This window comes from Thalassobacter stenotrophicus, assembly GCF_001458315.1.
Lineage (GTDB): Bacteria > Pseudomonadota > Alphaproteobacteria > Rhodobacterales > Rhodobacteraceae > Thalassobacter > Thalassobacter stenotrophicus.
This window is the reverse complement of sequence record NZ_CYRX01000010.1, coordinates 180,437-205,705: the sequence shown is the minus strand read 5'-3', so window position 1 is coordinate 205,705 and position 25,269 is coordinate 180,437. Positions and strand designations below refer to the sequence as shown.

The window sequence follows — 25,269 nt, the reverse complement described above, 5'->3', positions numbered from 1 at the left end:
CCTGAGGCATCAGGGCGCAGGAATGCTGGCGCGGGTGAGGGACACCGCAGTAGAAAAAAGGCGCCCCGTTGGAGCGCCTTTTGATTTGTTAGAGCAGGGATTTGACCTTGTCGGCGATCGCCTGTGGCGTGATGCCGAAATGCTCATAGAGAACATCTGCCGGAGCGGAGGCACCGAAATCGTGCATCCCGACAAAGCCGGACTTCTCACGCTTGCCGCGCTCACCAAACAACCAACGATCCCAGCCGAAGCGAATACCGGCCTCAACCGCAACCCGCACCGGGCCACCGGGCAGGACGCGGCGGCGGTAGGCTTCGTCCGTTTCCTCAAACAGCTCCCAGCAGGGCATGGAAACCACACGTGTGCCGATGCCATCTTGTTGCAGCAGGTCACGGGCTTCCATGGCGATGGCCACTTCCGAGCCGGTCGCCATAAGGATCGCCATGCGCTTGCCTTCAGCATCTGCCAGAACGTAGCCACCTTGGGCGACTTGGTTCTTGTTGGTGTGGGTCGTGCGCAAAGTCGGCACGTTTTGGCGCGTCAGCGACAGCATCGCAGGCGTGGATTTCGACGTTAGCGCCAATTCCCATGCTTCTGCGGTTTCAACGGTGTCTGCGGGGCGGAATACGTTGAAGTTGGGTGTCGCGCGCATCATGGCCAGATGCTCAACAGGTTGGTGCGTTGGGCCGTCTTCGCCCAGACCGATGCTGTCGTGCGTCATGACGTAGGTCGCGGGCACACCCATCAGGGCCGACAGGCGCATCGCGGGGCGCGCATAGTCGGTAAAGCACATGAACGTCCCACCATAAGCCCTTGCACCACCGTGCAAAGCCATGCCGTTCATCGCAGCGGCCATGCCGTGTTCACGGATGCCGTAATAGATGTAGCGGCCTTTGCGGTTGCCCGGCTCAAACACACCCATGTCACCGGTCAGCGTGTTGTTGGACCCCGTCAAGTCTGCTGATCCGCCGATGGTTTCGGCCATGATCGGGTTGATCGCCTTGAGCACGGTCTCAGAGGATTTGCGCGTCGCCATTGAAGGCTGACCTTCGGAGATTTCACGCTTGAGGCGCTTGATCGTGGCCGACAGACGCTTGGGCGCATCGCCGGCCAGAGCGCGTTCAAATTCAGCGCGCTTGCTGGCACCAAGGGCGGCCAGACGGGCTTCCCATTCGGCACGCTCGGCAGCGCCACGGGCGCCAATGGCTTCCCACTCGGATTTCACATCGGCGGGGATTTCAAAGGCACCGTGGTCCCAACCGTAGGCGGCTTTGGCGGCCAGCAGTTGCTCAGCGTTCGTCAGCGCGCCGTGACCCTTGGAGGTGTCTTGCGCCGCGTGACCCAGTGCGATGTGGGTTTTGCAGGCAATCATTGTAGGCTTTTTGCCGGTCTTTGCCTTGGCAATGGCCGCATCAATTGCCTCGGGGTCGTGGCCGTCAACTTCCAACACATCCCAGCCGGAGGCCAAGAAACGCTGTTTTTGGTCCGTCACGTCCGAAATCTCGACCTTGCCGTCGATGGTGATGCCGTTGTCATCCCATAGCACGATCAGGTGCGACAGCTCCAGCTTACCGGCAAGGCCGATGGCCTCTTGGCTGACGCCCTCCATCAAGCAGCCGTCGCCCGCGATCACGTATGTATAGTGATCAACGATCTTTTTGGTGTAGCGCGCGCGCTGGATTTCTTCAGCGATGGCCATGCCAACTGCGGTGGCGATGCCCTGACCCAAGGGGCCGGTTGTGGTTTCGATACCGGGGGCGTGGCCGTATTCGGGGTGGCCCGCGGTGATCGCGCCCAATTGGCGGAAGTTCTTGATCTGCTCCAGCGTCATCTCGGGGTAGCCCGTGAGGTGCAGCAGCGAGTACAGCAGCATCGAGCCGTGGCCTGCCGACAAAACAAACCGGTCCCGGTCGGGCCATGCAGGGTTGGCGGCATCAAACTTCATGTGACGCTCAAACAAAACCGTGGCGACGTCGGCCATGCCCATGGGCATCCCGGAGTGCCCCGAGTTGGCGGCAGCCACCGCATCAAGGGTCAGCGCGCGAATGGCGGTTGCGCGGCGCCAGTGGCCGGGGTTTGCGGTGCGCAGGGCGTTGAGGTCCATGAGGCGTCCTTTTTGAAGGGTATGGGGTGTTTGCGCGCGTGATAGCAGGGATGGCCCCCGTTGCAAGCCACTCTTGGGGGCGGGCCGCGTGAAACCGCCCCCAAAGGCCCGGTTTTGCGAGTTAACCACAAGATATAGGGCCGAAATCGGCCTGTTTGCGGTCTATCGCTTTGACAATTGGGCGCGCGTGCGATTCCATGGGTCTTAGGTTTTTCTCACGTTTGAATGGATGGACCATGAGTGAAAATGATATGACCACGGATGCAGAGCGGCGGTTGACCGGCGCGCTGGACCGTTTGGAGGCCGCTTTGACGGGGCCGCAGTCGGCAGGTGCTTTGGCCGTCAAGCTGGCTGAGGAACAGACCGTTACGGCCCAGCTGAGCGAACGGATCACCGCTCTCAAGGACGAATTGGCTGAGGTACAGGCCGCCGCAACCGAAGCGGCCGCCCCAACCGAGGACCTGAGCCACATCGTGGCGGAGCGTGACATCGAACTGGCCAACCTGCGTGCCGCTTTGGCGGAGGCGCAAAGCGGCGCGAGTGCCGAGATGGAGGCACTTCGTGTCAGCCACGCGGCGGCACTGGCGGCCAAGGACGCTGAGATCGACCGTATTCACGTGCAAGCCGACGCGATGGGGGCTGCTGCGGCGCCGATGGCTGCCGACCCCGGCGATTTGGCCGCCCTCGCTGAGTTGACCGAAGTGACCGCCGCTTTGCGCGCGAGTGCAGCGCAAGGGGCCACGGACGCAGGCCTGATCAACCGCGCCCTTGAGGCTGAGGTCGAGGCGCTGCGCGTTGCGCGTCATGCCGATCTGGCCGAAATGCGGACGCTGCTGGCAGAGCTGGAACCCATGCTTGAGGAGAGCGCCAATGCCTGACGTCACAATCAATATTGGCGGGCGGTCGTTCATCGTGGCCTGTCAGCCAGGCGAAGAACCCTATTTGCAATCCGCCTCGGGTCTTTTAGATACCGAAGCGCAAAAGCTATCGGCGGCAGGGGCGCGGCTGACGCAGGATCGAATGTTGTTGATGGCGGGTCTGATGCTGGCGGATAAGTCTATCTCGCTGCAAGAGGACGTCAAAAAGCTAGAGGCGGAACTGGCCACGCAACAAGGCGTGATCGAGGAGCTTCAGGCGCGGGGTGCGACAGCTGCGGCACCCGCACCGGACACAGGGCTGCAACAGCGGCTTGAGGATTTTGCAGGCCGGGCAGAGGCCTTGGCCGAAAAAGCCGAAGGCGTCGTCTGACGCCTTTGGCTGAAGCTGGTGCGGCCCGTGGTGATCCACGGGCGCGCCAATAGTTTAGGGACGCGGCCCAAACAAACTTGCGACAAGCCGTTCGCCTTCGTCAGCGGGGCTGGCCAAGGTGCTACGATCTTCTCCGGGATAGAACCGCGCGCGGGAGGCCGTGGCGGTGGGTGCCGGCTCCAACAGATGCACAGATGGGGCTGAGGGGGTCGTGGCCTCACGCTGCCAATGGCGGACAAGCGTGCGTGTGGCGGCTTTGGTCGCGGCATAAGCCCCGGAAAACGCGGCGTCTGACGTGTCATCCAGAAAGACTGCATGGGCATTGGGCGCGGCGGCCTGCAACAGCGGGTTCACGTAAGTCATCAAGGTCGAGACGGCCTTGATGTTGTTGGCGATGCTTTTGTCCATGGCCTTTGCGTCGATCTGCGTGACCGGGGCCAATGGCGGCGTGTGGATCGCGGTGTGCACCCAAAGGGGCAGGGAGCCCCAGCGTTCATGCACCGAGCGGCACAGATGCTGCATCGCGCCGTCATTTGTAATGTCCATCGGCGCGAGCGTGGCAACGCCGCCCACGGCCTTGATCTTGTCATCCAGTTCTTCGAGCGCGCCAGTTGTCCGGGCGACAGCCATGATGTGCGTGCCGCGAGCCGCAAGAGCGATGGCAATGCCCGCCCCAAGACCGCGGGAGGCGCCGGTGATCAGCGCGAGGGAAGGAGGAGTGTTCTGTGTCATGGCGGAGCATGTGGCACGCCCTGCGACGTCGTGCAAGGGCATGCGCGGTTAGCATCGCTTGACTTCTATGGTGCGAGCTTGGCATTACCTTTGAGAAATATGTGAACGGAGAGCCACACATGACCCTTACCCAAGCCACACTGGGCCAAAACACACTTCTGAAACAGGCGCTTTTGGTGCTGGCGGGTTCCGCTATCATCGCGATCGCCGCCAAAGTGTCGGTGCCCTTGGGCGCGACTTCGATGACACTGCAAACGCTGGCCATTCTGGTTGTTGGTTTGACATTCGGCTCGCGCCTTGGTGCCATCACGCTTGTTGCCTATTTGGCGCAAGGCGCTGCTGGTCTGCCGATGTTCACGCTGACGACGGCACCGGGCCTTGCGGCATTCGTTGGCCCCTCGGCTGGTTTCTTGCTGGGCTTTGTGGCCATGGCATGGTTCGCGGGTTTTGTTGCTGAGCGCGGTGTTAAATCGGTACTGGGCCTGTCGGCCGCGACACTCGTGGCTTCGGCTCTGCTGTACGTGCCCGGTCTGGCGTGGCCTGCGCTGGTTGCTGGTGGTTTGGGCATTGAAGCCGGTTGGGTTGCCCCAACAATGGAAAACCTGCTGGGTTGGTTCATGCTGCCGTTTCTTGCTGGTGATGCGCTGAAAGCGGTTATTGCAGCATTGATCGTGTCGGGTGCATGGGCCGCGTTGGGCAAGAAATCTGCCTAATGCGCTAGGCACTATGAGACTGTGAAAAAGCCGCCCGTTGAGGCGGCTTTTTTGTTGGGTTTGTCTGATTCATTGTTGCCGAGGTTTTTGGGGCTTTGCCCCTGTCCTTCGGACGCCCCCAGGATATTTGGGAACCAAAGAGGCGGCTTACTCGGCCGCTGTTTTGAGTTGGAACCCTTGGGCGAGTTTGTCGCGTGGGGCGACCGGGTATTCACCCGAGAAGCACGCGTCGCAGTATTGGGGGGCTTTGGCGTCCCGGCCGTTTGCTTCACCCACTGCGCGGTAGAGCCCGTCGAGAGAGATGAACTTGAGGCTGTCGACGCCGAGATGCGTGCGCATTTCTTCTTCGGACATCGTTGCGGCGAGGAGTTTTTCGCGCTGAGGCGTGTCGACGCCGTAGAAGCAAGGCCAAGCCGTGGGGGGGCTGGCGATGCGGAAATGGACCTCAGCCGCGCCGGCATCGAGGATCATTTCCTTGATCTTGCGTGAGGTCGTGCCGCGCACAACACTGTCGTCCACGAGGATGACGCGTTTGCCCCGGATTAGGGCGCGGTTCACGTTCAGCTTGAGACGCACGCCGAGGTTGCGGACCTGTTCGCTGGGTTCAATAAAGGTGCGGCCCATGTATTGGTTGCGGATGATCCCCATTGCGTAGGGAATGCCGCTTTGCAGGCTAAAGCCGATAGCCGCCGGGGTGCCGCTGTCGGGCACGGGGCAGACCAGATCGGCCTCAACCGGGGCTTCCTTGGCCAGTTCGCGGCCAATGTTTTCGCGAGTTTCATAGACGGACCGTCCGCCTAGGATGCTGTCGGGGCGGGAGAAATAGACATGCTCAAAGATGCAAAAGCGGGAGGGCTTTTGTTCAAACGGGCGGTGGGAGGTGACCTCTCCGGTAGAGGAAATCACGACCATCTCACCGGGTTCGATTTCGCGCACAAACTCTGCGCCGATGATGTCGAGGGCACAGGTCTCAGAGGCGAGGGCGTAGCCGTCACCGATGCGGCCCAGAACGAGGGGGCGAACACCAAGTGCGTCACGCACACCGATCAGCTTGGTTCGGGTCATTGCGACGACGGAAAACGCGCCTTCGACGCGGCGCAGGGCGTCTTTCATCCGCTCGGGGATATTTTTCTGCAAGGAGCGCGCCATCAGGTGGATGATGCATTCACTGTCGCTTGAGCTTTGGAAGATCGAGCCGCGCTCAATCAGTTCGCGGCGCAGTTCTTCGGCGTTTGTGATGTTGCCGTTGTGCGCAATCGCAGCACCGCCCATGGCAAACTCGCCAAAGAAGGGCTGCACATCGCGGATCGCAGTCGCGCCTTTGGAGCCAGCCGTCGAATAACGGACGTGGCCGATCGCGATGGGACCGGGCAGCGTGTCCATGACGGCTTGGCTGGTGAAATTATCGCGGACGTAGCCAAACCGGCGGGCCGAGTTGAAGCCGTGTTCAGGGTCATGCACCACGATGCCGCCAGCCTCTTGGCCGCGGTGTTGCAGAGCGTGCAGCCCAAGAGCCACGAAATTTGCGGCGGTGGACACGCCGTTCACCCCGAATATCCCGCATTCCTCTTTCAGCTTGTCGTCATCAAACGGCGTCTCGCGCCAGGCGGTTTGGGGCAGGGGAGAGTCGGTCATGGGGTGTCCTTGATCCGGCGTGGTCATCTGCGTCGGGGTTTAGGGCTTTGGCCGAGGCTTGTCACGCCTTCAAGACGCCTTGTGCGACATTAGTTACCCGTGGGGGCGGGTTGCAACGGATCTTGGGTCGGACCACAGGCCCCAACCAGTTGTTGGTAGCGTTCCAAAATCCAGCCCGGCGCGTCCGAGGGGATCTGCGCCTCAACCTGTTGTTGGACGCGCTCAAAGATCGCGGCAGAGCGGCTGTCGTCGACCATCGGGATAGCGCCATCCGTTGTGACGCGGTCCACGACGATAAACGCGACGATCACCAAAAGCGCCCCACGTGCCACACCGAACAAGAAACCAAGGCCTCGGTCGGTGGCCCCGAGAACCGAGTTGCGAATGGCTGATGAGAACATTGGGGTGAAAATTGAAGTGGCCACGAGCGATAAGGCAAATACCACTGCAAAGGCCGCGATGATCGCCAACTCACAGCTTTCGCCGATGAAATCCCCCACATATGGAATTTCGCGGATCAGGGGCTCTGCCGCGCCGGCAAAGGTGAACGCAAGGAAAGCCGCCGCGATCCAGCCGACGATGGCCATGCCCTCACGGACCAAGCCGCGCGAAAACGCCAAGATCGCCGAGATGACAATCACGGCCGCTACGCCCGCGTCAATAATGGTAAAGCCGTCCATGCATCCCGCTCCGTCTGTCGCGTTCAGCCCGCGCCAAACACTTCGCCCACCAGAGTGATCAGATCAGGCTGCAAGTTGATCTGCAAGTCGTCTGACGTTCCGGTCTTGCACCCCGTTGGTGCGATTGCGGCTGTGAAACCAAGTTTTGCGGCTTCTTTCAACCGATTTTCGGCCTGTGAGACGGGGCGCAGCGCGCCAGACAGGCTGAGTTCCCCAAAAACCACAGTTGTGGGCGGTAATGCGGCATCTTCGCGGGCAGAGAGCAGCGCGCAGGCGACGGCAAGGTCGGCGGCAGGTTCGGATATTTTGATGCCGCCCGCGATGTTGAGGTAGACATCAAGTCCGGCAAAGGAAATGCCCGCGCGGGCCTCTAACACGGCGAGGATCATGCTGAGCCGTGATCCATCCCAGCCCACGACGGCGCGGCGCGGCTGGCTCAATTGGCTAGGTGCCACAAGGGCTTGGACTTCGACCAAGACGGGCCTTGTGCCTTCGATGCCCGCAAACACGACCGATCCAGGGGCCGGTGCATCACGGTCCGTCAGGAACAGGGCCGAAGGGTTGGCGACCTCTGACAGGCCCGCGCCGGTCATCTCAAATACGCCAATCTCATCTGCGGGGCCAAAGCGGTTCTTGACCGCGCGTAGGATGCGGAATTGGTGGCCGCGTTCGCCCTCAAAATAAAGGACCGTATCGACCATGTGTTCAACGACGCGCGGGCCCGCGATCTGACCCTCTTTGGTGACGTGACCGACCAGCACAACAGCCGTGCCAAACCGTTTGGCGAAACTGGTTAATTCATGGGCCGAGGCGCGCACTTGGCTGACGGAACCCGGCGCGCTGTCAACCGTGTCGAGCCAGACGGTTTGCACCGAGTCGATGATGGCGAGGTCGGGTTTTTCGGCCTCGAGCGTTGTGAGGATGTTGCGCAGATTGGTTTCGGCGGCCAGCTGGACCGAGGCATCCGCCAGCCCAAGACGCTGCGCGCGCATGCGGACCTGCGCGGTGGCTTCCTCGCCCGAGACGTAGATCACCTTGAGACCTTTGCGCGCAAAGCTGGCGGCGGCTTGTAGCAAAAGCGTGGATTTCCCGATGCCCGGATCGCCGCCCACCAAGGTCGCCGATGCGTTCACGAGGCCACCGCCAAACACGCGGTCCAGCTCGGCCATGCCAGAGTATTGCCGGGGCGGAGGCGTTTCTTCGGTCGCGAGGTCGGTTAAGGCCATTTTGCTGCCCTTTAAACCACCTAAAGCCTTTTTGCCCGGCCCTTGGCTAAGTGGCACGTCCTCTTTGATGGTGTTCCACGCGCCGCAGCCATCGCAGCGCCCGGACCATTTTTTGTGTGTCGCGCCGCATTCGGAGCAAGAATAGGAGGTAATTGGTTTTGCCATGTTCTTGCTTTAGTCCAATTTGGTGGCGTTGAGAAGCCGCGATGTGAAAATCGACACCGCAAGGCTGAGCAGGACGCAAAAGGTAAACAGCCATAGGCCCCATGCGGTTTCGACCCGGCCAATTCCAATGCCTTTGATGATCACGATATAAAGCGAAATCAGAAAGATATCCGCCATCGCGAGTTTACCCAGCCACGTCAATGTGGGCAGCGCCTGGGTTGGGAACAATCCAAATTGCACCAGCGCGAGGGCGATTGTCTTTGCATAAGGTGCAAAAATCGCAAGCGCTGTGACGAGCAGCGCAAGGATCGGGTCGCTTTGCCACAAAGACAGTAACCCGGACATGATCGAAATTTCGTTCAAGCTAAACAGAGGCAAGATGCCTGCGCGCAGGAGGGGCGCAAACCATGCGATGGGAAAGAGGAACAGCAGGGTGAGGTTTAACGCCTTGAGAACACCCATTAACGGACCGCGTCGATAGGGCCCTCGGCGCGACCATGAATGAACTGCTGCAAATAGGGATCATCCGCGGTATCCATTTCAGACACGGGGCCATGCCATTGGATCACGCCGTCATGCAACATCGCAACGCTATCAGCGATTGCCCGGACAGAGGTCATGTCATGGGTGATCGTCATAGCCGTTGCGCCCATTTCAACCACGATTTCACGGATCAACTCATTGATCACGCCAGACATAATCGGGTCCAGCCCGGTTGTTGGTTCATCAAAAAAGATGATCTCAGGTTCCGCGGCAATCGCGCGGGCCAACCCCACACGTTTTTGCATGCCTCCCGACAGTTCCGCCGGAAAGCGGTCGGCGACATCAGGCTTTAGGCCCACGCGCCGTAGCTTTTCGATGGCGATTTCGCGGGCCTCATCCTTGGGGCGTTTCAACGACCCGCGCAGCAGGCGAAAGGCCACGTTTTGCCAAATCGGCAGGCTGTCAAACAAGGCACCACCTTGGAACAACATCCCAAATCGGGCCAAAAACGCATCACGATCGCCATTGCTGATGTTCTTGCCGTCAACGGTGATTGTGCCGTGCTCTGGTGTCACAAGGCCAAGCACGGACTTGATCGTGATGGATTTGCCAGTGCCCGATCCGCCAATGATCACAAGGCTTTCGCCCTTGGCCACCGACAGGTTTACCCCGCGCAGGACCGCGTTTGTGCCAAAGGTTTTATGGACATTGTCGAGAGTGATCATTGGCGTGCTCATGCGGAGAAAAACACCTCTGTGAGGAGGTAGTTTGACGCAAGGATCATCACGGACGCTGATACAACGGCATTGGTCGTGGCTCGGCCCACGCCCTGTGCGCCCCGGCCTGAGTTCATGCCGTGGTAGCAACCCATTAGGGCGACGATAAAGCCAAAGACCGCGCCCTTGACCAGTCCGGATGCGACATCCCAAAACTCAAGAAAATCAACCGTATTAGAGAGATACACGGCACCGTTAAAGTCGAGCCGCGTGACGCCGACCACATATCCGCCCATGATGCCGATCACATCGCCCACCGCGACCAGAACCGGCAACGACAGCGTTGCGGCCAGCACACGCGGCACGGTCAGGTACTTCATTGGGTGGGTTGAAAGGGTCACAAGCGCGTCAATCTGCTCCGTCACTTTCATGGTGCCGACCTCTGCCGCGACCGAGGCCGCAACTCGGCCCGCGACCATCAAGCCACCCAAAACCGGGCCCAATTCGCGGACCATGCCGATGGCAACGATAGAAGGTACGACAGCCTCTGCATTGAACCGCGCCCCGCCTGCGTAAATCTGTAGCGCCAGCGCACCGCCGGTGAACAGCGCGGTTAGGCCGACGACGGGCAGGGATAAATATCCAATATAAAGAAGCGCATGCCCGAACTCCTTAAAGTAGAACGGGGGGCGCACTAAGTGGCTAAGCGTGTCGATGGCAAATAGCGTGATCCGTCCGATCAACGCTAGCAAGGATAAGGTGCCCCGACCCAGTGCCGCGACAGGTGTCAACAGCGCGGTCATACGACGCCACCGGCATAAGCGCGGGTGTAGCGCGCGCCAAGGCTGGTTAGGATTTCATAGCCGATCGTGCCTGCGACGTCCGCAACGGCATCAACCCCTTGGTGGGGACCCAGCAAGGTCAGTTCAGTTGGGTCGCGCTCAAGGTGGGTAATATCCACGGTGAGCAGGTCCATCGACACGCGACCTGCCAATTGGCAGGGAATTGCGCCGTCAAACAAGGTCACCTTGCCCGAAAGCGCGCGCAGGATTCCGTCGGCATACCCGCCCTGAAGGGTTGCGATGCGTGCGGGGCCGGGGGCGGTCCAGCTGTTGGCATAGCCTACGGTCTCACCCTGTTTGACATCGCGACATTGGATTACGGGCAGCGATAGCGTGATAACCGGTGTGGCCTCTGTGAAAGGTGCACCGCCATAAAGGCCAATGCCGGGGCGGGTCATGTCAAAATGATATTCAGGCCCGAGCAGAATGCCACCCGTCGCACTGAGCGCGCGAGGCACTGCGATGCCGTCGGTCATATGATGGAACGCCGCAAGTTGTTGCGCGTTCATTGGGTGGTTGGGGTCATCGGCGCAGGCCAAATGCGACATCACAAGGCTTGGCCCGGCGCGCAAAGCAAGTTCGGCGCAGGCGGCCCATTCGTCAATCTCCATCCCGAGGCGGTTCATGCCGGTGTCCAACTGGATCGCGAAATCACGGCCCGGAGCGGCCTCTAGGTGATGGGTCAACTGCTCAATGCTGTTGATAACAGGGGACAAAGCCGCGCCGACAAGTTTCTTGGAACTGCCAGGGCTGTGACCGCCCAAAACGTAAATGCGAGGGCCAGTGCCGAGGACATTGCGCAAAGCGACGCCCTCATCGACTGTGGCCACAAAGAAGGTCCGCACACCGCTGGCCGCGAGTTTCGGCGCAACCTGAGCGATGTCGAGGCCGTAGGCGTTCGCCTTTACGACGGCAGATGTTTCCGTGCCTGCGCCCGACGCGGTGTCGAGGGCGCGCCAATTTGCGACGATGGCATCAAGGTCGATTGAGAGTTCTGCGTTGGACATACCGCTCGTGGTGCGGAAAATGTGCTGTAACGTCAAGGGGGCAGGTGGAAAAGGCGGGCGGACGACTTCGAGCAGGCGCAAGCCTGCCACTCTGCCGTCCGCGCGGGACCCTTCGGGCCCTTAGGCGCGAAGCGGTGCGGTTTGGCGCACGGGTAAGGGCGCACCAAAAAGTCTGTGTGGTTAGCCCTCTTGGCCTTGCTGCCAAGGTTGGATGAGATTGCCGAAGCGAGTGAAGCGCCCTTCAAAGCTGAGCTCAACGGTGCCGATGGGACCGTGACGCTGCTTGCCGATGACGACCTCGGCGCGGCCGTGCAGCCGCTCCATCGCCTCTTGCCATGCGGCCATTTTCTCTAGCTCATGATCGCCGGGTTTTTCACGCTCTTTGTAGTATTCCTCCCGGAACACGAACATCACAACGTCCGCATCCTGCTCAATCGAGCCGGATTCGCGCAGATCGCTCAGCTGGGGACGTTTGTCTTCGCGGCTTTCGACCTGACGTGACAGCTGCGACAGGGCGATCACGGGGATGTCGAGTTCTTTGGCGATGGCCTTGAGGCCCTGCGTGATCTCAGAAACTTCGTTCACGCGGCTGTCTTTGGCTGAGGCGGGGCGCACCAGCTGAAGATAGTCGATGATCAGCACGTCCAAACCGCTGGTCCGTTTCAGGCGCCGCGCACGGGCCGCGAGCTGGGAAATCGGCAGGGCGGGCGTGTCGTCGATATAGAGAGGGCACTTTTCGAGCGACTTTGCGGCCTCCACAAAACGGCGGAATTCGGATTCCGTCATGTCGCCTTTGCGGATTTGCTCGGATGGGACCTCAGAGGCCTCGGACAAAATCCGGGCGGCCAGCTGTTCGGCGCTCATCTCAAGGCTGTAGAAGCCCACGACGCCCCCCTCAACCGCGCCCTCGCGTCCATCTGGTAGGATGCCCTTTTGGTAAGCCTTGGCGATGTTGAACGCGATGTTGGTGGCAAGCGAGGTTTTACCCATCGACGGACGACCCGCGAGGATCAAAAGGTCGGAGCGGTGCAGCCCGCCCAGCTTTTTGTCCATATCGACCAGTCCGGTCGAGATACCGGCCATTCCACCTTCGCGCATGTAGGCGGCGTTGGCGATTTGGACGGCGTCTGTGACGGCGGACAAAAAGGTCTGAAACCCGCTTTCGGTTTTGCCCTGCTCGGCGAGGGCATACAGATGCTGTTCTGCGGCCACGATCTGATCGCGGGGGTCATTGCTGACGCGCACGTCCGAGGCTTCGGCGGCGATGTTGCGCCCCAGTCCGATCAGCTCGCGCCGGATCGCGAGGTCATAGATCATCTGGGCGTAGTCGCGCACTGCATAGGATGAAATCGCGGCCCCCGCGAGGTTGACCAGATAGGCAGGTCCGCCGAGCGCCTGAAGGCCTTCATCGTCCTCCATAAAGGCTTTGAGCGTGACCGGTGAGGCGAGTGCGTTTTTGTGGATCCGCTCAGCCGCGGTTTCCCAAATGCGCCGGTGCACGGGGTCATAGAAATGCTCGGCCCGGATGATCGAGGCGGCCTGATCGAACAGGTCGTTATTGGTCAGGATCGCACCCAGAAGCTGCTGTTCGGCCTCAATATTGGCGGGCAGTTCTTCTGGTGTCGCGGCGGGCATTCCCGTCGCGTTCATTTGCGTTATTTCATTCATTGTGGACCTCGCCTCTCGTGAGGTCTGTCATAGCGGAGCGGACCTGCGCAGGGCAACGTGGAAAAGCTGTGGATAACATGTCGGGCAATGTGCATGCACAACATCATGACAAATCACGGTGTGTTGGGTCAAGATATTGCGCATTTTGGCGTAATAATTCTTAACATGGTGAATGCCGCCCTAAGGGGGCGGCACCCGTGACCTGATCGATTTGTTTGGGCGAAAATCGCCGTGTTCCGGGCTGGTTAGCCGGAAGGCTTATTGGCATCCTGCCACGCGCGGGGCGCGGTGAGGAAGGCTTCAACCTCGGACAGGGTCTCCGAATCGAAGGAACCTTGGGCCTTGGCTTCGGCCAGGACATCCCACCATGTGCACAGCGCGTGCAGTGTGACGCCGTGATCGCCCAAGGTTTTTTCCGTTTCGGGGAAAATGCCGTAGGAGAAAATGACAGCCGTATGCGCGCAGGTCGCCCCGGTTTCGCGGATCGCGTCCACGAAGGACAGCTTGGAGCCGCCATCGGTCGTCAGGTCCTCAACAAGGAGGACGCGTTGGCCTTCGGACATAGCGCCTTCAATGCGGGCGTTGCGGCCATAGCCCTTGGGTTTCTTGCGCACGTAGGTCATGGGCAGGGCCATGCGTTCAGCAACAAACGCCGAGAAGGGGATGCCCGCCGTTTCGCCGCCTGCGATGTTGTCGAACGCCTCAAACCCTGCGTCGCGCATCACCGTTACGGTCAAGAAGTCCATCAGCGTCGAGCGGATGCGCGGATAAGAGATCAGCTTGCGGCAGTCGATATAGGTGGGTGAGGGCAGGCCAGAGGCCAGAATAAACGGCTCACGTGCGTTGAAGTGGACAGCCTCGATTTCGAGGAGCATGCGCGCAGTCAGGCGCGCGATTTCGCGGGCGTCGGGGAAGGAAGTTGGGATCATGGAAGCCTCCGGCGGGAGTATTTGGGGAACAAAGGAGGGTTAGGTCACGCGCCACATCAGCGGGTGGCCGGGATCGAACACCGTGACGCGGCCGTCCGGGGTGTCGATATGGGACGGGTAGGGCGTGGGTGTGTCGCCCTTGGTTAGGGTAAGGGTCGCATCATTGACGGGCAGGCCGTAGTGGGCGGGGCCATTGAGGGAGGTGAACGCTTCGAGTTTGTCGAGGGCGTTTTCTTCCTCAAACACATGGGCGAGGCAGGCCATTGTGTTGGTTGCGGTAAAGCAGCCCGCGCAGCCACATGCGCTTTCTTTGGCGCCATCAAGGTGTGGCGCGCTGTCGGTGCCGAGGAAAAAGCGCGGGTTCCCGGAGGTGGCGGCTTTGCGCAGCGCCTCTTGGTGGGTCGCGCGTTTGACAACGGGCAGGCAGTAGTAATGGGGCCGGATGCCCCCTGCGAGCAGGTGGTTGCGGTTGATCATCAAGTGGTGGGTTGTGATCGTCCCCGCGATTTCGCCACTGGCACCTGCGACGTAGTCGATGCCGTCCTTGGTGGTAATGTGTTCCAGTGTGACCTTGAGGCCGGGGGTCGCGCGGCGGATGGGGTCAAGCTTGGTTTCGAGGAAGACGGCCTCACGGTCGAAGATGTCGACGGTTGGGTCCGTGACCTCACCGTGGAAACACAGGGGCAGGCCGATTTCGGCCATGGTTTCGAGCACGGGGCGCACTTTGTCAAAGTTGCTCACGCCCGAAGCGGAGTTGGTCGTGGCCCCTGCGGGGTAAAGCTTGATCGCCGTGATCAGGCCGCTTTGTGCGGCGGCGCGCACATCCGCGGGGTCCGTATCTTCGGTCAGGTACAGCGTCATCAGCGGCTTGAAATCTGCGCCTTGGGGCAGGGCGTCCATGATGCGGTCACGGTAGGCTACGGCATCGGAGCTGGTGACCACGGGAGGCACCAAGTTGGGCATGATGATTGCGCGGGCAAAGTCGCGGCTGGTTTCGGGAAGAACGGCCCGGAGCATCGCGTCATCGCGCAGGTGCAAGTGCCAATCGTCGGGGCGGCGGATCGTGAGTGTGCGTGTCATGGGCCCCGCTCTATACCGCCTTTTGCGACGCCGCCAGCCCCTGTGTCATCTGGACGGGTGCCGCCTTTGCAGGATTTTGTGAGGTTTGTTTCAAGGGCGGCTCAACCGCAGGATAGGAAATAAGCGGCGGTTGGGAGAGGTGCGCAGGTGTGTAGTGGTTCTTTCGGTCGAAAATATCATGCGTTTTCAATGGCGTTTGGCGCGTGAGCGCGTGTTTGCTTGGCTTCAGGGCGTTGCTGCGGCGGCACCCAGATGCGGTGCCTTGGGCCTTTCACTCGCTTGCAGGGTGCAATTGAGCCAAATCGCCTGTTCACGGTTCTTTCGCGACGCAGACATGGTAAGATGTTAATACTTTGACGCTTATACTTTGCGGTCACTTGACCAAAGGCGCGATGATGAAAATCCAAGGACACGACCTGCGACTGCGGTGGCCTCGTGCCGTGGCACAGGTCTCTAACTCAAACTTTTCGCCCACCACCGGACGGCTGGTGTGCCGAGTGTTGCGCGGCTATGACTTGCGCCGAAATCCCTATCCGACGGTGGCCAAAAGGGGCGCTGAGATTGAGCGTCTGATGATGTTGTCACCGGATGCTCTTCACATGATGGGGCTGGAGCGGGCCTTTGTGGTGCATCACGTTTTGCACGATATACTTCCGACTAAGACCTACTCGGGCGCCAGCCGGTAAAGCGCCCCATTTCCCACCGATAAGAACCACAGCCCGCCAGCGGGGCCTTCGCGGACATCCCGCACGCGGTTGGTTTCGGGCAGGGTGATCTGTTCGATCTCTTGGGTGTTTTCGCCCAGTGAGATGCGGGAAATGTAGTCGAATTTGAGCGATCCGACAAAAAGATCCCCAGCCCATGGGGCATGCCCGGTGCCCGAGTGGATCACCGCGCCGGAGGGTGCGATCGACGGATCCCAGTACATTTCGGGCTGGGCGAGACCCTCTTTTTGCGTGCCCTCGCCGATCCGAAAACCAGAGTAATGGCGCCCGTAGGAGATCACGGGCCAGCCATAGTTGGTGCCGGGGGTGATGCGGTTGACCTCATCGCCGCCGCGCGCGCCGTGCTCAACCACATAGAGAGTGCCATCGGGGCTGATCGCGGCGCCTTGAGGGTTGCGATGGCCATAGGACCAAATCGCGGGGCGTGCGCCGGGGGTGTCCGCAAAGGGATTGTCAGTCGGGATGCGCCCATCGCGGGCAATGCGCAGAACGGTGCCTGTCTCAATGCTGAGGTCTTGGGCGGTGTCGCGCGCGCCGCGATCCCCGATGGTGAGGTAGAGATAGCCATCTGCGCCCTCAACCACCCGCGAGCCAAAGTGCCGCCCGCCCGAGGTGCCCCGCGCCATTTCAAACACAACACCTACATCGCGCAGCCGGCTGCCATCGGGGCTGAGCTCGCCGCGCGCAAGGGCGGTGCCCGCGCCACGACCCTGCGGCTTGGCGAAGGTTAAGAACACCTCTCTCGTCTCGGCGAAATCTTCGGGGATCATGACATCCAGCAACCCGCCTTGCCCGTCGGCGGCCACACGCGGCACGCCCGCCACTGTCACCCGGCGGCCATCCGCTGCGATGTGCAGCAGTCGGCCGTCCCGCTCTGTGATTAACAGGGCGCCTTGGGGAAGGAAGCCCACGGCCCACGGCTCAACCAAGTCTGATACGACCTCGGTGAGGGTGAATGTCCCGGTGCTGAGCGTCACTTCGCGGGCCTGAGCGGGGGTGAATGCGGCAAGGGCCGCAAGGCTGGCGATCAATAGGGCGGTGGCGCGCATTTGGGGGGTCCTTCGGCGACAAATTACTGACCTTGTAAATAGAGGCGCAGATGCATCGGTCCAGCGCGCCCCACGGGCTTGTGAAATCGGCAAATCGACCCAACGTCATATGGCTGAATCCCTCTTGGCATTTTGCAAAGAGGTCCCTAATCTCAATCGCTGATAGGTTATATTCAGGGAGTGAATAGAATGAAAAAAGTACTGCTTGCCTCCGTGGCAGCTGCACTGATGACTGGCGGCGCAATGGCTGACGGCCACGGCGCAATCAAACTGGGCGTTTCGCTCGGCTTTACAGGTCCGCTCGAAAGCCTCGCACCTGCGATGGCGGGTGGTGCCGAACTTGCGATGGGCGAAGTTAACGCTGCTGGCGGCATTCTAGATGGCAAAATGTTCGAAGCGGTTCAGGGCGACTCGACCTGCATCGACGCCTCCGCCGCGACCTCCGTGGCCGAACGTCTGGTGACGTCCGATGGCGTTGCTGGCATCGTTGGGGCCATGTGCTCGGGCGCGACTGGCGCGATCTTGGCCAACGTGGCTGTGCCCAACGGCATCGTCATGGTGTCCCCTTCGGCGACATCCCCCGGTCTGACCACAGCAGAAGACAACGGTTTGTTCTTCCGCACGGCCCCCTCCGATGCACGCCAAGGCGTGATCATCTCGGAAATCCTTGCGGAAAACGGTATCACGAATGTGGCCGTGTCCTACACCAACAACGACTACGGCAAGGGTCTGGCCGATGCGTTCGAGAGCGCGTTTGAAGCCGCTGGCGGCACCGTCACGATCAACGCAGCACACGAAGACAACAAAGCCGACTACTCGGCCGAAGTGGGCGCGCTTGCGGCTGCGGGCGGCGAAGTGCTGGTTGTTGCGGGCTACGTGGACTCCGGTGGGTCGGGCATCGTGCGCGCAGCTCTGGATACAGGCGCGTTTGACACGTTCTACTTCCCCGATGGCATGGTATCCGAGCAATTGGGCCTGAACTTCCCCGGTGAAATCGACGGCTCGTTCGGCGCCAACCCCGGCACCGACAGCAACGGCGCGCAGCTGTACCAAGACATGGCAACAGCAGGCGGCTTTGACGGCACCTCGCCATTCTCGGCCGAAAGCTACGATGCAGCGGCCCTGATCATGCTCGCCATGCAGGCTGCGGGTTCTGCGGATCCAGCGGACTACAAAGACACGCTGATGGATGTGGCAAACGCCCCCGGCGAAGTCATCCTGCCCGGTGAGCTGGCCAAAGCGATCCAGATCCTCAAGGACGGCGGCGGCGTAGACTACAGCGGCGCGTCCGCGGTTGAGCTGATCGGCCCCGGTGAAGCAGGCGGTAACTACCGTCAGATCACCTTTGAAAACGGCGAACTGGTAGTCGTCGGCTACCGCTAAGTTGATCGCTAGAAACAACGTACGGCCCTTGGCATCCGCCGAGGGCCGTATTTTTTGAGAGTTAGAGCGGTTCCAGTTCTCAATGAGGCCAGAAGCATCGCGCATGTCCCCAGAGCGCTAAAGGCGCAGCAGGGCATTTACGGTGCGATATGAACTGAAACTGCTATAAGCGTGCCTGCGGGAGTTACGTATGATCGTCGTAGAAAACCTACATCGCCATTTCGGTGGGTTCCGCGCTGTTGATGGCGCTTCGCTCCGGATTGAGACCGGGTCCATCACAGGCCTGATCGGGCCAAACGGTGCCGGAAAAACCACGCTTTTCAATGTGATTGCGGGCGTTCTTAAACCAACCTCCGGCAAGGTCACGATGGCGGGTGAGGAGATCACCGGCCTGCCGCCCCACGAATTGTTCCACAAGGGACTGCTGCGGACATTCCAGATTGCGCATGAATTTTCGTCCATGACGGTGCGTGAAAACCTGATGATGGTGCCCGGCGCACAACGCGGCGAAACCCTCTGGGAGACATGGTTCAACCGTCGCCAGATTGAAGCAGACGAACGCGCGCTGCTGGCCAAAGCCGATGAGGTGCTTGAGTTTCTAACTATCTCGCACCTGCGCGATGAGAAGGCCGGTAATTTGTCCGGCGGGCAGAAAAAACTGCTGGAACTCGGCCGCACCATGATGGTCGACGCCAAGATCGTGTTCTTGGATGAGGTCGGCGCGGGCGTGAACCGTACGCTGCTGAACACCATTGGCGACGCGATCCTGCGGCTGAACAAAGAACGCGGCTACACCTTTGTCGTAATTGAACACGACATGGATTTTATTGGTAAAATCTGTGATCCCGTCATCTGCATGGCCGAGGGCAAAGTCCTCGCGGAGGGCACTTTGGCGGAGATCAAAGCCAATGAGCAGGTGATCGAGGCCTATCTGGGCACGGGGCTCAAAAACAAGGTCGCTGCGGGATGATCGCGCGCCCAAAGCCCGCCCCGCACACACACTGCACAAGACTTGAGGCATCCATGACCGAGCCGTTTTTGATTGGCGACACCATGTCCGGGGGCTACGGCTCTGGCCCGGATATCCTTCACGATTGCACCGTGTCCGTGGACAAGGGCGAAATCGCGGTGATCGTTGGCCCCAATGGGGCGGGCAAATCCACTGCGATGAAGGCCGTGTTTGGCATGCTGGACGTACGCCAAGGCGCGGTGCGTTTGGGCGGTGAGGATATCACCAAACTGACCCCTCAGGCTCGTGTGGCCAAGGGGATGGGGTTCGTGCCGCAGACCAACAATATTTTCACCTCGATGACGGTTGAGGAAAACCTCGAAATGGGCGCCTTCTTGCGCCACGACGACATCGCGCAGACAATGGCGCAGGTTTATGAGCTGTTCCCGATCCTGCACGAGAAACGCAACCAAGCGGCGGGTGAATTGTCTGGCGGGCAGCGTCAGCAGGTTGCCGTTGGACGCGCTTTGATGACCCAACCGACGGTTCTGATGCTGGATGAGCCGACCGCGGGTGTCAGCCCCATCGTCATGGATGAGCTGTTTGACCGCATTATTGAGGTCGCGCGCACGGGCATCTCGATCCTCATGGTAGAGCAGAACGCACGCCAAGCGCTTGAAATTGCGGACAAAGGCTATGTGCTGGTGCAGGGGCGTAACGCCTACACGGACACGGGCAAAGCGCTGCTTGCGGACCCGGAAGTGCGCAAATCCTTTTTGGGAGGCTGACATGCTAAGACAACTGGGACTGGCGGCCTTGATGGCCCTGATGGCGGGCGGCGCGCAGGCGATGATCTGCACGTTTGAGGCTGAGTGCTTTGAACAAGACGGCTGCATGGACAGCGGCTTTGGGTTTGAAGTCACCACGTCCGACGCCGGAACGCTGCAATTTGTGACAGAATTTGGTGATCTTGATGTGGTGTGGTCGTCTGACGACATCGGCACGTTTTCGGGCCTCGCGACTGGGGCGGGGGCGGACTATTTCCTCACCACCGGGTCTGAGGGCGCGCGGCTGTCCGTGCACCTCGATGGGCCTGTCGCGGTCACCTACATCGGTCAATGTGAGGGCGGGCTCTAGCCCCCTCAGGAAGGATATCCTCGAATGGTTGATGCACTTAACGGACTGATTGTTCTGGCGAACTTCGTCCTCATTCCCGCCACGGCTTATGGAGCGCAGCTTGCGCTTGGGGCGCTTGGCGTGACGCTGATTTACGGCATTTTGCGGTTCTCAAACTTTGCGCATGGGGACACGATGGCCTTTGGCACGGCGATCACCGTGCTTGTCACATGGGGCTTTCAGGCGCTTGGGATCAGTTTTGGCCCGCTGCCCACGGCCCTGCTGGCCCTGCCCATCGGGATCGCGGCGACCTCCTTGTTGGTGGTGGGTACGGACCGGGCGGTTTACCGGTTCTACCGCAAACAACGCGCGGCCCCCGTGATCTATTTGATCGCATCGCTGGGGGTGATGTTCGTGCTGAACGGCCTCGTGCGGTTCATCATCGGCACCGATGACCAACGTTTCACCGATGGCGAGCGCTTCTTGATCTCAGTGCGTGAGTTCAAGGCGATGACCGGCTTGGCAGAGGGGCTCGCGATCCGGACGACCCAAGCCATCACGGTTGTGGTTGCGGTTCTTGTTGTGGCGGCGTTGTTCTGGTTCCTGAACCGCACGCGGACGGGCAAATCAATGCGCGCCTATTCCGATAACGAAGACCTCGCGCTGTTGTCGGGCATCAACCCAGAGCGGGTTGTGCTGTACACATGGTTGATCGTTGCGGCGTTGGCCACGACGGCGGGCGTGCTTTATGGCTTGGACAAGTCGTTCAAGCCCTTCGTGTATTTCCAGCTGCTCTTGCCGATCTTTGCGGCCGCCATCGTGGGCGGTCTTGGCAATCCGCTGGGTGCTATCGCAGGGGGCTTTGTCATCGCGTATTCCGAGGTGTTGATCACCTATCCGATGAAGCGCGTCTTGGGCTATTGGATGCCCGAAAGCCTAGAGCCCGATGGGCTCGTGCAGCTGCTCTCTACCGACTATAAATTCGCGGTCAGTTTCTCGATCCTGTTGATCGTCCTGCTGTTCCGACCCACCGGCCTATTTAAGGGGAAATCACTATGATCGGCTCCCTATTTCGCGGCATGACGCGGCGCGACCTGTTGTTGTTTGCCTTTGTGGCGGTGCTGTATATCGGCACGGCATATGTGCAGTCCTGGAACACGGTTCTGGGCATGGTCAACCTTGCGCTGATCTCGGCGATCATGGCGTTGGGCGTGAACATGCAGTGGGGCTATGCGGGTCTGTTAAATGTGGGCGTGATGGGCTTTGTGGCGCTTGGCGGCTTGGCGGCTGTGCTGGTGTCGGTGCCCCCCACCGAGGAGGCTGTATCCGCTGGCGGTTTGCAGATTGTCATCGCCTTGCTGTTGGGTGCTGCGACCGTAGCGGCGGCTGTGGTGGCGTGGGGCAAGATGCCCCCGAGCCGGGCGCGGGGCTTTGCTGTTGCGGGTATCCTGCTGGTAGGCTTCTTCGTTTTTCGTGCGGTGTTTGACCCAGCCGTCGCGCGTGTTGAGGCGGTGAACCCGGCCTCAACCGGGTATCTGGGCGGGCTGCATTTGCCGGTCGTCATCAGCTGGCCTGTGGGTGGTTTGTTCGCGGCGGGTGCGGCATGGATCATCGGTAAAAGTGCGCTGCGCCTTCGGTCCGATTACCTTGCGATTGCGACACTTGGGATATCGGAAATTATCATCGCGATCCTCAAGAACGAGGATTGGTTGAGCCGGGGTGTTAAGAACGCCACGGGCGTGCCATCGCCAATGCCCGCAGCCATTGACCTGCAAAACGACCCAAGCTTTGTGGAGCGCGTGACGGCATGGGGCTTTGACCCGGTCACGGCGTCTACGATCTCGGTCAAGTTGGGATATATGGCTTTGTTCTTAGCGGTGCTCGTGGCGTTGATCTGGTTGACGCAGATGGCGCTGAATTCGCCTTGGGGTCGTATGATGCGTGCGATCCGGGATAATGAGGTTGCTGCCTCTGCGATGGGAAAAGACGTCACGAAGCGGCACTTGCAGATATTCATCCTCGGCTCTGCGGTGTGCGGAATGGCGGGGGCCATGTTGGTGACCCTCGACGGTCAATTGACGCCGGGCACCTATCAGCCGCTGCGCTTTACGTTCCTGATCTGGGTGATGGTGATCGTGGGTGGTTCTGGCAATAACTGGGGCTCGGTTCTGGGCGGTTTCCTGATTTATTGGCTGTACATTCAGGTTGAGCCGATTGGGATTTGGACAATGGAAATGATCACCTCTGGCATGGCTGATGGAAGCTGGCTGAAGGCGCATTTGCTGGAATCTGCAGCCCACATGAGGTTGTTGACGATGGGGGTTATCTTGTTGGTGGTTCTGCGGTTTAGCCCACGCGGTTTGATCCCGGAGCGTTAAGGTAACGGTGTCGCGCCCTGGTCGGGCGCGACGCGGTTAATTGCGCCGCCCTTTGGGCGTCGCGGTTGGCGAGGGGCTGTGCCCCTCGCGATATTTTATGAGTATTTATAGAACAAAGGAGGCGGGGCGCGTGGTGCCCTGCCTTTTTTGTTTGGCGATAGGATCGTTTTGGGGGATCGCTAGATCTTGATGCCTTCGCGGCCAGCAAGGTCTGTGAAGAACTGCCATGCAACCCGACCGGAGCGGGAGCCGCGTGTGGCCTGCCATTCGATGGCTTGGGCCTTGAGGTCATCAGCGGGCACGTTGACGCCATATGCCGCGCAGTAGCCTTCGATCATGCTGAGGTAGCTGTCTTGGTCGCAGGTGTGGAAGCCAAGCCAGAGGCCAAAGCGATCAGACAGTGAGACCTTTTCCTCAACCGCCTCGGAAGGGTTGATCGACGACGAGCGTTCGTTTTCGATCATGTCGCGTGGCATGAGGTGACGGCGGTTGGAAGTGGCGTAGAACAGGACGTTGTCGGGGCGGCCTTCGATGCCGCCGTCTAGGACTGCTTTGAGTGACTTGTAGTGTTCGTCATCGTGGCTAAAGCTGAGGTCATCGCAGTACAGCACAAAGCGTAGGTCTGGGCTTGCACGCAGCGCGTCGAGCAGGCGGCCTACGGATGGCAGATCCTCACGCTGGAGTTCCACCAGTTTGAGCGGCAGACCCTGGGATGTCAGCGCGCCGTGGACGGCTTTGACCAAGCTGCTTTTGCCCATCCCGCGGGCGCCCCACAAAAGCGCGTTGTTGGCGGAGAGGCCATTGGCAAAGCGTCGTGTGTTTTCGAGCAGTGTGTCGCGGGCCCGGTCGATCCCGACCAGAAGGTCCAGATCGACGCGGCTGATGTTTGGAACCGGTACAAGCCTGTCGGGCGCGGTGTGCCACAAGAATGCCTCTGCGGTGCTGAGGTCAGGTGTGGGCGCGGGGCTGGGCGCCATACGCTCTAGCGCGGCGGCAATCCGCTCCAACGTGTCTTGGTTCACAGGTCTTCGTCCTCGTCTTCGTCCAGCAGGCCTTCGGCGCGCAGCTTTGCTTTGCGGCTTTTTTCAACGCGGCGGACCAATTGGATCGAAATCTCATAGAGGCCGTAGACCACTACGAACAAGATACCTTGGGTGATCACGTCCGGAGGGGTCACGAGTGCGGCCAGAACCAAGATGCCAACCACAGCGTACTTGCGCACGTGGGCAAGGCCCTCGGCCGATACGAGGCCGGCTTTGCCCACCAGGGTCAACAGGACCGGCAGCTGGAAGCACAGGCCAAACGCCATTATAAATTTCAGCGTGATATCGAGGCTCTCGTTCACCTTACCAAAGAAAGTGATCCGCACGCCGGTGTCCGTGGTGGGGACCGCGAGGCCGCCATCTGCGGGTAATGTGCTGTCGGTTGTGCCGACGAACTGGCCCATCAGGTTGGCAAAGATCGAGGACACATCTGCGAATCCCAAAAAGAACTGCATGGCGAGGGGCGTGACGACGAAATGCGCAAAGCTTGCGCCCAGCAGGAACATCAGGGGCGAGGCAAACATGAACGGTGCAAAGGCGTTCTTCTCGGCCTTGTAGAGACCGGGTGCCACGAACCGCCACAACTGGTAGCCGATGAACGGAAACGCCAGCATGAAGCCAAACACCATCGAAATGCGGAATAGCGTGAACAGGTATTCTTGTGGCGAGGTGTATTGCAGCGTGGGCGAGGGGTCACCGAGCGCGCGCAGCGTCGCCTCAATCGGGCCCATCAGGAATTGCAGGATCGGCTCAGCCACCATGAACGCAAGCACGATGCCGACGACAAAGGCCATGACGGCGCGGATCAAGCAGGTCCGCAGTTCGGTCAGGTGTTCGATCAGCGGGGCGGCGCTGCCCTGCATTTCGTCGTCTTTGGGGTCGTCAGTGGCGCTCATGTCTTGGGTGTCTCATCTGCGGACGCGGCGGGGGCGTCGGCGGGCGTGGGCTCGGATGGGGCCTCAAGGGCGGCTTCCAGCTCGGACGCCTTTTGCGCGGCATCGGCGGCTTCACGCGCTTTGCGCTCTGCGGCCATCCGTGCGGATTTCGCTTCGATCTTTTGCTTGGCAGCCTGACGTTCCGCGCTCAGCTTGGATGTCTCAGGACCCTGCGTGCTGCCGCCGGTTTCGGGATCAACGTCAAAGTTGGTCGCGGATTTGGCGGCTTGGGCCACGGTGTCCAACGGGTTGGACATTTTGCGCAGGTCGCTGGCCATGCCTTTGACACCGGTTTCATCGGCAGCATCGCTCATCGCAGAGGAAAATTCACGCGCCATTCCGCGCATTTTGCCCATGAACCGACCCACGTTGCGAAACAACACGGGCAGGTCCTTGGGGCCCACTACGATCAGCGCGACAACGCCGATGACAAGAAGCTCTGTCCAGCCAAGATCGAACATGC

26 protein-coding genes are annotated in these 25,269 nt (G+C 60.4%); 10 read left to right on the top strand and 16 right to left on the bottom strand.

The features are described 5' to 3' along the window. Positions 1–88 precede the first annotated feature (88 nt). Positions 89–2,104: a transketolase gene (tkt, locus tag THS5294_RS04225; protein WP_058122740.1), complete on the bottom strand. Its 2,016-nt coding sequence runs from the start codon at positions 2,102–2,104 to the stop codon at positions 89–91. A gap of 236 nt (positions 2,105–2,340) precedes the next feature. Between tkt and THS5294_RS04220 the strand changes: the two genes are divergently transcribed. Beyond that, positions 2,341–2,982 (top strand): hypothetical protein, encoded by a 642-nt coding sequence (locus tag THS5294_RS04220; protein ID WP_052068274.1) that lies wholly within the window; start codon positions 2,341–2,343, stop codon positions 2,980–2,982. Continuing rightward, on the top strand, positions 2,975–3,352 hold the full coding sequence (locus THS5294_RS04215; protein ID WP_058122739.1) for a cell division protein ZapA: 378 nt from the start codon (positions 2,975–2,977) through the stop codon (positions 3,350–3,352). Before THS5294_RS04220 ends, THS5294_RS04215 begins: the two co-directional genes overlap by 8 nt. A gap of 54 nt (positions 3,353–3,406) precedes the next feature. On the opposite strand, the gene THS5294_RS04210 is transcribed toward THS5294_RS04215, so the two are convergent. Further along, a complete protein-coding gene (locus tag THS5294_RS04210; protein ID WP_058122738.1) occupies positions 3,407–4,084 on the bottom strand; it encodes an SDR family NAD(P)-dependent oxidoreductase in 678 nt (225 codons plus the stop codon). A 119-nt stretch (positions 4,085–4,203) separates the two neighbouring features. Between THS5294_RS04210 and THS5294_RS04205 the strand changes: the two genes are divergently transcribed. Further along, entirely contained in the window at positions 4,204–4,797 is a 594-nt protein-coding gene (locus THS5294_RS04205) for a biotin transporter BioY (RefSeq protein WP_058122737.1), read from the top strand. A gap of 147 nt (positions 4,798–4,944) precedes the next feature. Here the strand turns inward: THS5294_RS04205 and purF are convergent, their stop codons facing one another. The 10 genes from purF to pyrC all read right to left on the bottom strand — a co-directional run bounded on the left by purF (position 4,945) and on the right by pyrC (position 15,228). Beyond that, positions 4,945–6,432, bottom strand: coding sequence for an amidophosphoribosyltransferase (gene purF / locus THS5294_RS04200; RefSeq protein ID WP_038002639.1), 1,488 nt, complete (start codon positions 6,430–6,432; stop codon positions 4,945–4,947). Positions 6,433–6,521: 89 nt separating this feature from the next. Further along, on the bottom strand, positions 6,522–7,112 hold the full coding sequence (locus THS5294_RS04195; protein WP_058122736.1) for a CvpA family protein: 591 nt from the start codon (positions 7,110–7,112) through the stop codon (positions 6,522–6,524). Between the two features lie 23 nt (positions 7,113–7,135). Next, the gene (gene radA / locus THS5294_RS04190) at positions 7,136–8,503 is read right to left on the bottom strand and encodes a DNA repair protein RadA (RefSeq protein WP_038002644.1); all 1,368 of its coding nucleotides are present in this window, start codon (positions 8,501–8,503) and stop codon (positions 7,136–7,138) included. A gap of 9 nt (positions 8,504–8,512) precedes the next feature. Further along, positions 8,513–8,965 carry a paraquat-inducible protein A gene (locus THS5294_RS04185; protein WP_058122735.1) on the bottom strand — a complete coding sequence of 151 codons (453 nt, stop codon included), beginning with the start codon at positions 8,963–8,965 and terminating at the stop codon, positions 8,513–8,515. Further along, positions 8,965–9,711: an ABC transporter ATP-binding protein gene (locus tag THS5294_RS04180; protein WP_058122734.1), complete on the bottom strand. Its 747-nt coding sequence runs from the start codon at positions 9,709–9,711 to the stop codon at positions 8,965–8,967. The genes THS5294_RS04185 and THS5294_RS04180 overlap by 1 nt, the downstream gene beginning before the upstream one ends. A gap of 8 nt (positions 9,712–9,719) precedes the next feature. Beyond that, entirely contained in the window at positions 9,720–10,505 is a 786-nt protein-coding gene (locus THS5294_RS04175) for an MlaE family ABC transporter permease (protein WP_116903991.1), read from the bottom strand. Beyond that, positions 10,502–11,551 carry an alanine racemase gene (alr, locus tag THS5294_RS04170; protein WP_058122792.1) on the bottom strand — a complete coding sequence of 350 codons (1,050 nt, stop codon included), beginning with the start codon at positions 11,549–11,551 and terminating at the stop codon, positions 10,502–10,504. Before alr ends, THS5294_RS04175 begins: the two co-directional genes overlap by 4 nt. 180 nt (positions 11,552–11,731) lie before the next feature. Then, complete coding sequence (locus tag THS5294_RS04165; RefSeq protein WP_038002651.1) at positions 11,732–13,219, bottom strand: replicative DNA helicase; 1,488 nt, start codon at positions 13,217–13,219, stop codon at positions 11,732–11,734. A 245-nt stretch (positions 13,220–13,464) separates the two neighbouring features. Continuing rightward, positions 13,465–14,148, bottom strand: a complete 684-nt coding sequence (locus tag THS5294_RS04160) for an orotate phosphoribosyltransferase (RefSeq protein ID WP_058122733.1) — start codon at positions 14,146–14,148, stop codon at positions 13,465–13,467. A 39-nt stretch (positions 14,149–14,187) separates the two neighbouring features. Then, the gene (gene pyrC / locus THS5294_RS04155; protein ID WP_058122732.1) at positions 14,188–15,228 is read right to left on the bottom strand and encodes a dihydroorotase; all 1,041 of its coding nucleotides are present in this window, start codon (positions 15,226–15,228) and stop codon (positions 14,188–14,190) included. A gap of 395 nt (positions 15,229–15,623) precedes the next feature. Between pyrC and THS5294_RS04150 the strand changes: the two genes are divergently transcribed. Then, positions 15,624–15,914, top strand: a complete 291-nt coding sequence (locus THS5294_RS04150; RefSeq protein ID WP_058122731.1) for a hypothetical protein — start codon at positions 15,624–15,626, stop codon at positions 15,912–15,914. Here THS5294_RS04150 and THS5294_RS04145 read toward each other — a convergent pair. Further along, complete coding sequence (locus THS5294_RS04145) at positions 15,893–17,002, bottom strand: PQQ-dependent sugar dehydrogenase (protein WP_058122730.1); 1,110 nt, start codon at positions 17,000–17,002, stop codon at positions 15,893–15,895. The genes THS5294_RS04150 and THS5294_RS04145 overlap by 22 nt on opposite strands. A gap of 189 nt (positions 17,003–17,191) precedes the next feature. On the opposite strand from THS5294_RS04145, the gene THS5294_RS04140 reads away from it, so the two are divergent. The 6 genes from THS5294_RS04140 to THS5294_RS04115 all read left to right on the top strand — a co-directional run bounded on the left by THS5294_RS04140 (position 17,192) and on the right by THS5294_RS04115 (position 22,828). Then, positions 17,192–18,385: an ABC transporter substrate-binding protein gene (locus THS5294_RS04140; RefSeq protein ID WP_058122729.1), complete on the top strand. Its 1,194-nt coding sequence runs from the start codon at positions 17,192–17,194 to the stop codon at positions 18,383–18,385. Between the two features lie 190 nt (positions 18,386–18,575). After that, positions 18,576–19,355 (top strand): ABC transporter ATP-binding protein, encoded by a 780-nt coding sequence (locus THS5294_RS04135; protein WP_058122728.1) that lies wholly within the window; start codon positions 18,576–18,578, stop codon positions 19,353–19,355. A gap of 53 nt (positions 19,356–19,408) precedes the next feature. After that, a complete protein-coding gene (locus THS5294_RS04130; RefSeq protein ID WP_038002668.1) occupies positions 19,409–20,122 on the top strand; it encodes an ABC transporter ATP-binding protein in 714 nt (237 codons plus the stop codon). Between the two features lies 1 nt (position 20,123). Continuing rightward, positions 20,124–20,471, top strand: coding sequence for a hypothetical protein (locus THS5294_RS04125; protein WP_058122727.1), 348 nt, complete (start codon positions 20,124–20,126; stop codon positions 20,469–20,471). A 24-nt stretch (positions 20,472–20,495) separates the two neighbouring features. After that, on the top strand, positions 20,496–21,509 hold the full coding sequence (locus THS5294_RS04120; protein WP_038002673.1) for a branched-chain amino acid ABC transporter permease: 1,014 nt from the start codon (positions 20,496–20,498) through the stop codon (positions 21,507–21,509). Continuing rightward, a complete protein-coding gene (locus THS5294_RS04115) occupies positions 21,506–22,828 on the top strand; it encodes a branched-chain amino acid ABC transporter permease (RefSeq protein WP_370736569.1) in 1,323 nt (440 codons plus the stop codon). Before THS5294_RS04120 ends, THS5294_RS04115 begins: the two co-directional genes overlap by 4 nt. A 179-nt stretch (positions 22,829–23,007) precedes the next feature. Here THS5294_RS04115 and THS5294_RS04110 read toward each other — a convergent pair whose 3' ends face one another. From THS5294_RS04110 to tatB, 3 genes are read right to left on the bottom strand one after another with little or no spacing between them, the layout of a single operon-like run. Next, complete coding sequence (locus tag THS5294_RS04110; protein ID WP_370736570.1) at positions 23,008–23,805, bottom strand: ATP-binding protein; 798 nt, start codon at positions 23,803–23,805, stop codon at positions 23,008–23,010. 41 nt (positions 23,806–23,846) lie between these two features. Next, the gene (gene tatC, locus THS5294_RS04105) at positions 23,847–24,767 is read right to left on the bottom strand and encodes a twin-arginine translocase subunit TatC (RefSeq protein WP_058122725.1); all 921 of its coding nucleotides are present in this window, start codon (positions 24,765–24,767) and stop codon (positions 23,847–23,849) included. Next, on the bottom strand, positions 24,764–25,267 hold the full coding sequence (gene tatB / locus THS5294_RS04100) for a Sec-independent protein translocase protein TatB (protein WP_052068273.1): 504 nt from the start codon (positions 25,265–25,267) through the stop codon (positions 24,764–24,766). Before tatB ends, tatC begins: the two co-directional genes overlap by 4 nt. Positions 25,268–25,269 lie beyond the last annotated feature (2 nt).

What these genes read in the sequence shown, in the direction of transcription:
- THS5294_RS04210 (WP_058122738.1), bottom strand. Translation starts at nt 4,084, where the DNA reads ATGACACAGAACACTCCTCCTTCCCTCGCGCTGATCACCGGCGCCTCC.
- THS5294_RS04185 (WP_058122735.1), bottom strand. Translation starts at nt 8,965, where the DNA reads ATGGGTGTTCTCAAGGCGTTAAACCTCACCCTGCTGTTCCTCTTTCCC.
- THS5294_RS04145 (WP_058122730.1), bottom strand. Translation starts at nt 17,002, where the DNA reads ATGCGCGCCACCGCCCTATTGATCGCCAGCCTTGCGGCCCTTGCCGCA.
- THS5294_RS04180 (WP_058122734.1), bottom strand. Translation starts at nt 9,711, where the DNA reads ATGATCACTCTCGACAATGTCCATAAAACCTTTGGCACAAACGCGGTC.
- THS5294_RS04205 (WP_058122737.1), top strand. Translation starts at nt 4,204, where the DNA reads ATGACCCTTACCCAAGCCACACTGGGCCAAAACACACTTCTGAAACAG.
- THS5294_RS04215 (WP_058122739.1), top strand. Translation starts at nt 2,975, where the DNA reads ATGCCTGACGTCACAATCAATATTGGCGGGCGGTCGTTCATCGTGGCC.
- THS5294_RS04160 (WP_058122733.1), bottom strand. Translation starts at nt 14,148, where the DNA reads ATGATCCCAACTTCCTTCCCCGACGCCCGCGAAATCGCGCGCCTGACT.
- THS5294_RS04165 (WP_038002651.1), bottom strand. Translation starts at nt 13,219, where the DNA reads ATGAATGAAATAACGCAAATGAACGCGACGGGAATGCCCGCCGCGACA.
- THS5294_RS04110 (WP_370736570.1), bottom strand. Translation starts at nt 23,805, where the DNA reads ATGGCGCCCAGCCCCGCGCCCACACCTGACCTCAGCACCGCAGAGGCA.
- alr (WP_058122792.1), bottom strand. Translation starts at nt 11,551, where the DNA reads ATGTCCAACGCAGAACTCTCAATCGACCTTGATGCCATCGTCGCAAAT.
- THS5294_RS04150 (WP_058122731.1), top strand. Translation starts at nt 15,624, where the DNA reads ATGAAAATCCAAGGACACGACCTGCGACTGCGGTGGCCTCGTGCCGTG.
- THS5294_RS04115 (WP_370736569.1), top strand. Translation starts at nt 21,506, where the DNA reads ATGATCGGCTCCCTATTTCGCGGCATGACGCGGCGCGACCTGTTGTTG.
- tatC (WP_058122725.1), bottom strand. Translation starts at nt 24,767, where the DNA reads ATGAGCGCCACTGACGACCCCAAAGACGACGAAATGCAGGGCAGCGCC.
- THS5294_RS04135 (WP_058122728.1), top strand. Translation starts at nt 18,576, where the DNA reads ATGATCGTCGTAGAAAACCTACATCGCCATTTCGGTGGGTTCCGCGCT.
- THS5294_RS04120 (WP_038002673.1), top strand. Translation starts at nt 20,496, where the DNA reads ATGGTTGATGCACTTAACGGACTGATTGTTCTGGCGAACTTCGTCCTC.
- THS5294_RS04195 (WP_058122736.1), bottom strand. Translation starts at nt 7,112, where the DNA reads ATGGACGGCTTTACCATTATTGACGCGGGCGTAGCGGCCGTGATTGTC.
- THS5294_RS04175 (WP_116903991.1), bottom strand. Translation starts at nt 10,505, where the DNA reads ATGACCGCGCTGTTGACACCTGTCGCGGCACTGGGTCGGGGCACCTTA.
- pyrC (WP_058122732.1), bottom strand. Translation starts at nt 15,228, where the DNA reads ATGACACGCACACTCACGATCCGCCGCCCCGACGATTGGCACTTGCAC.
- tkt (WP_058122740.1), bottom strand. Translation starts at nt 2,104, where the DNA reads ATGGACCTCAACGCCCTGCGCACCGCAAACCCCGGCCACTGGCGCCGC.
- THS5294_RS04125 (WP_058122727.1), top strand. Translation starts at nt 20,124, where the DNA reads ATGCTAAGACAACTGGGACTGGCGGCCTTGATGGCCCTGATGGCGGGC.
- purF (WP_038002639.1), bottom strand. Translation starts at nt 6,432, where the DNA reads ATGACCGACTCTCCCCTGCCCCAAACCGCCTGGCGCGAGACGCCGTTT.
- THS5294_RS04130 (WP_038002668.1), top strand. Translation starts at nt 19,409, where the DNA reads ATGACCGAGCCGTTTTTGATTGGCGACACCATGTCCGGGGGCTACGGC.
- radA (WP_038002644.1), bottom strand. Translation starts at nt 8,503, where the DNA reads ATGGCAAAACCAATTACCTCCTATTCTTGCTCCGAATGCGGCGCGACA.
- THS5294_RS04220 (WP_052068274.1), top strand. Translation starts at nt 2,341, where the DNA reads ATGAGTGAAAATGATATGACCACGGATGCAGAGCGGCGGTTGACCGGC.
- tatB (WP_052068273.1), bottom strand. Translation starts at nt 25,267, where the DNA reads ATGTTCGATCTTGGCTGGACAGAGCTTCTTGTCATCGGCGTTGTCGCG.
- THS5294_RS04140 (WP_058122729.1), top strand. Translation starts at nt 17,192, where the DNA reads ATGAAAAAAGTACTGCTTGCCTCCGTGGCAGCTGCACTGATGACTGGC.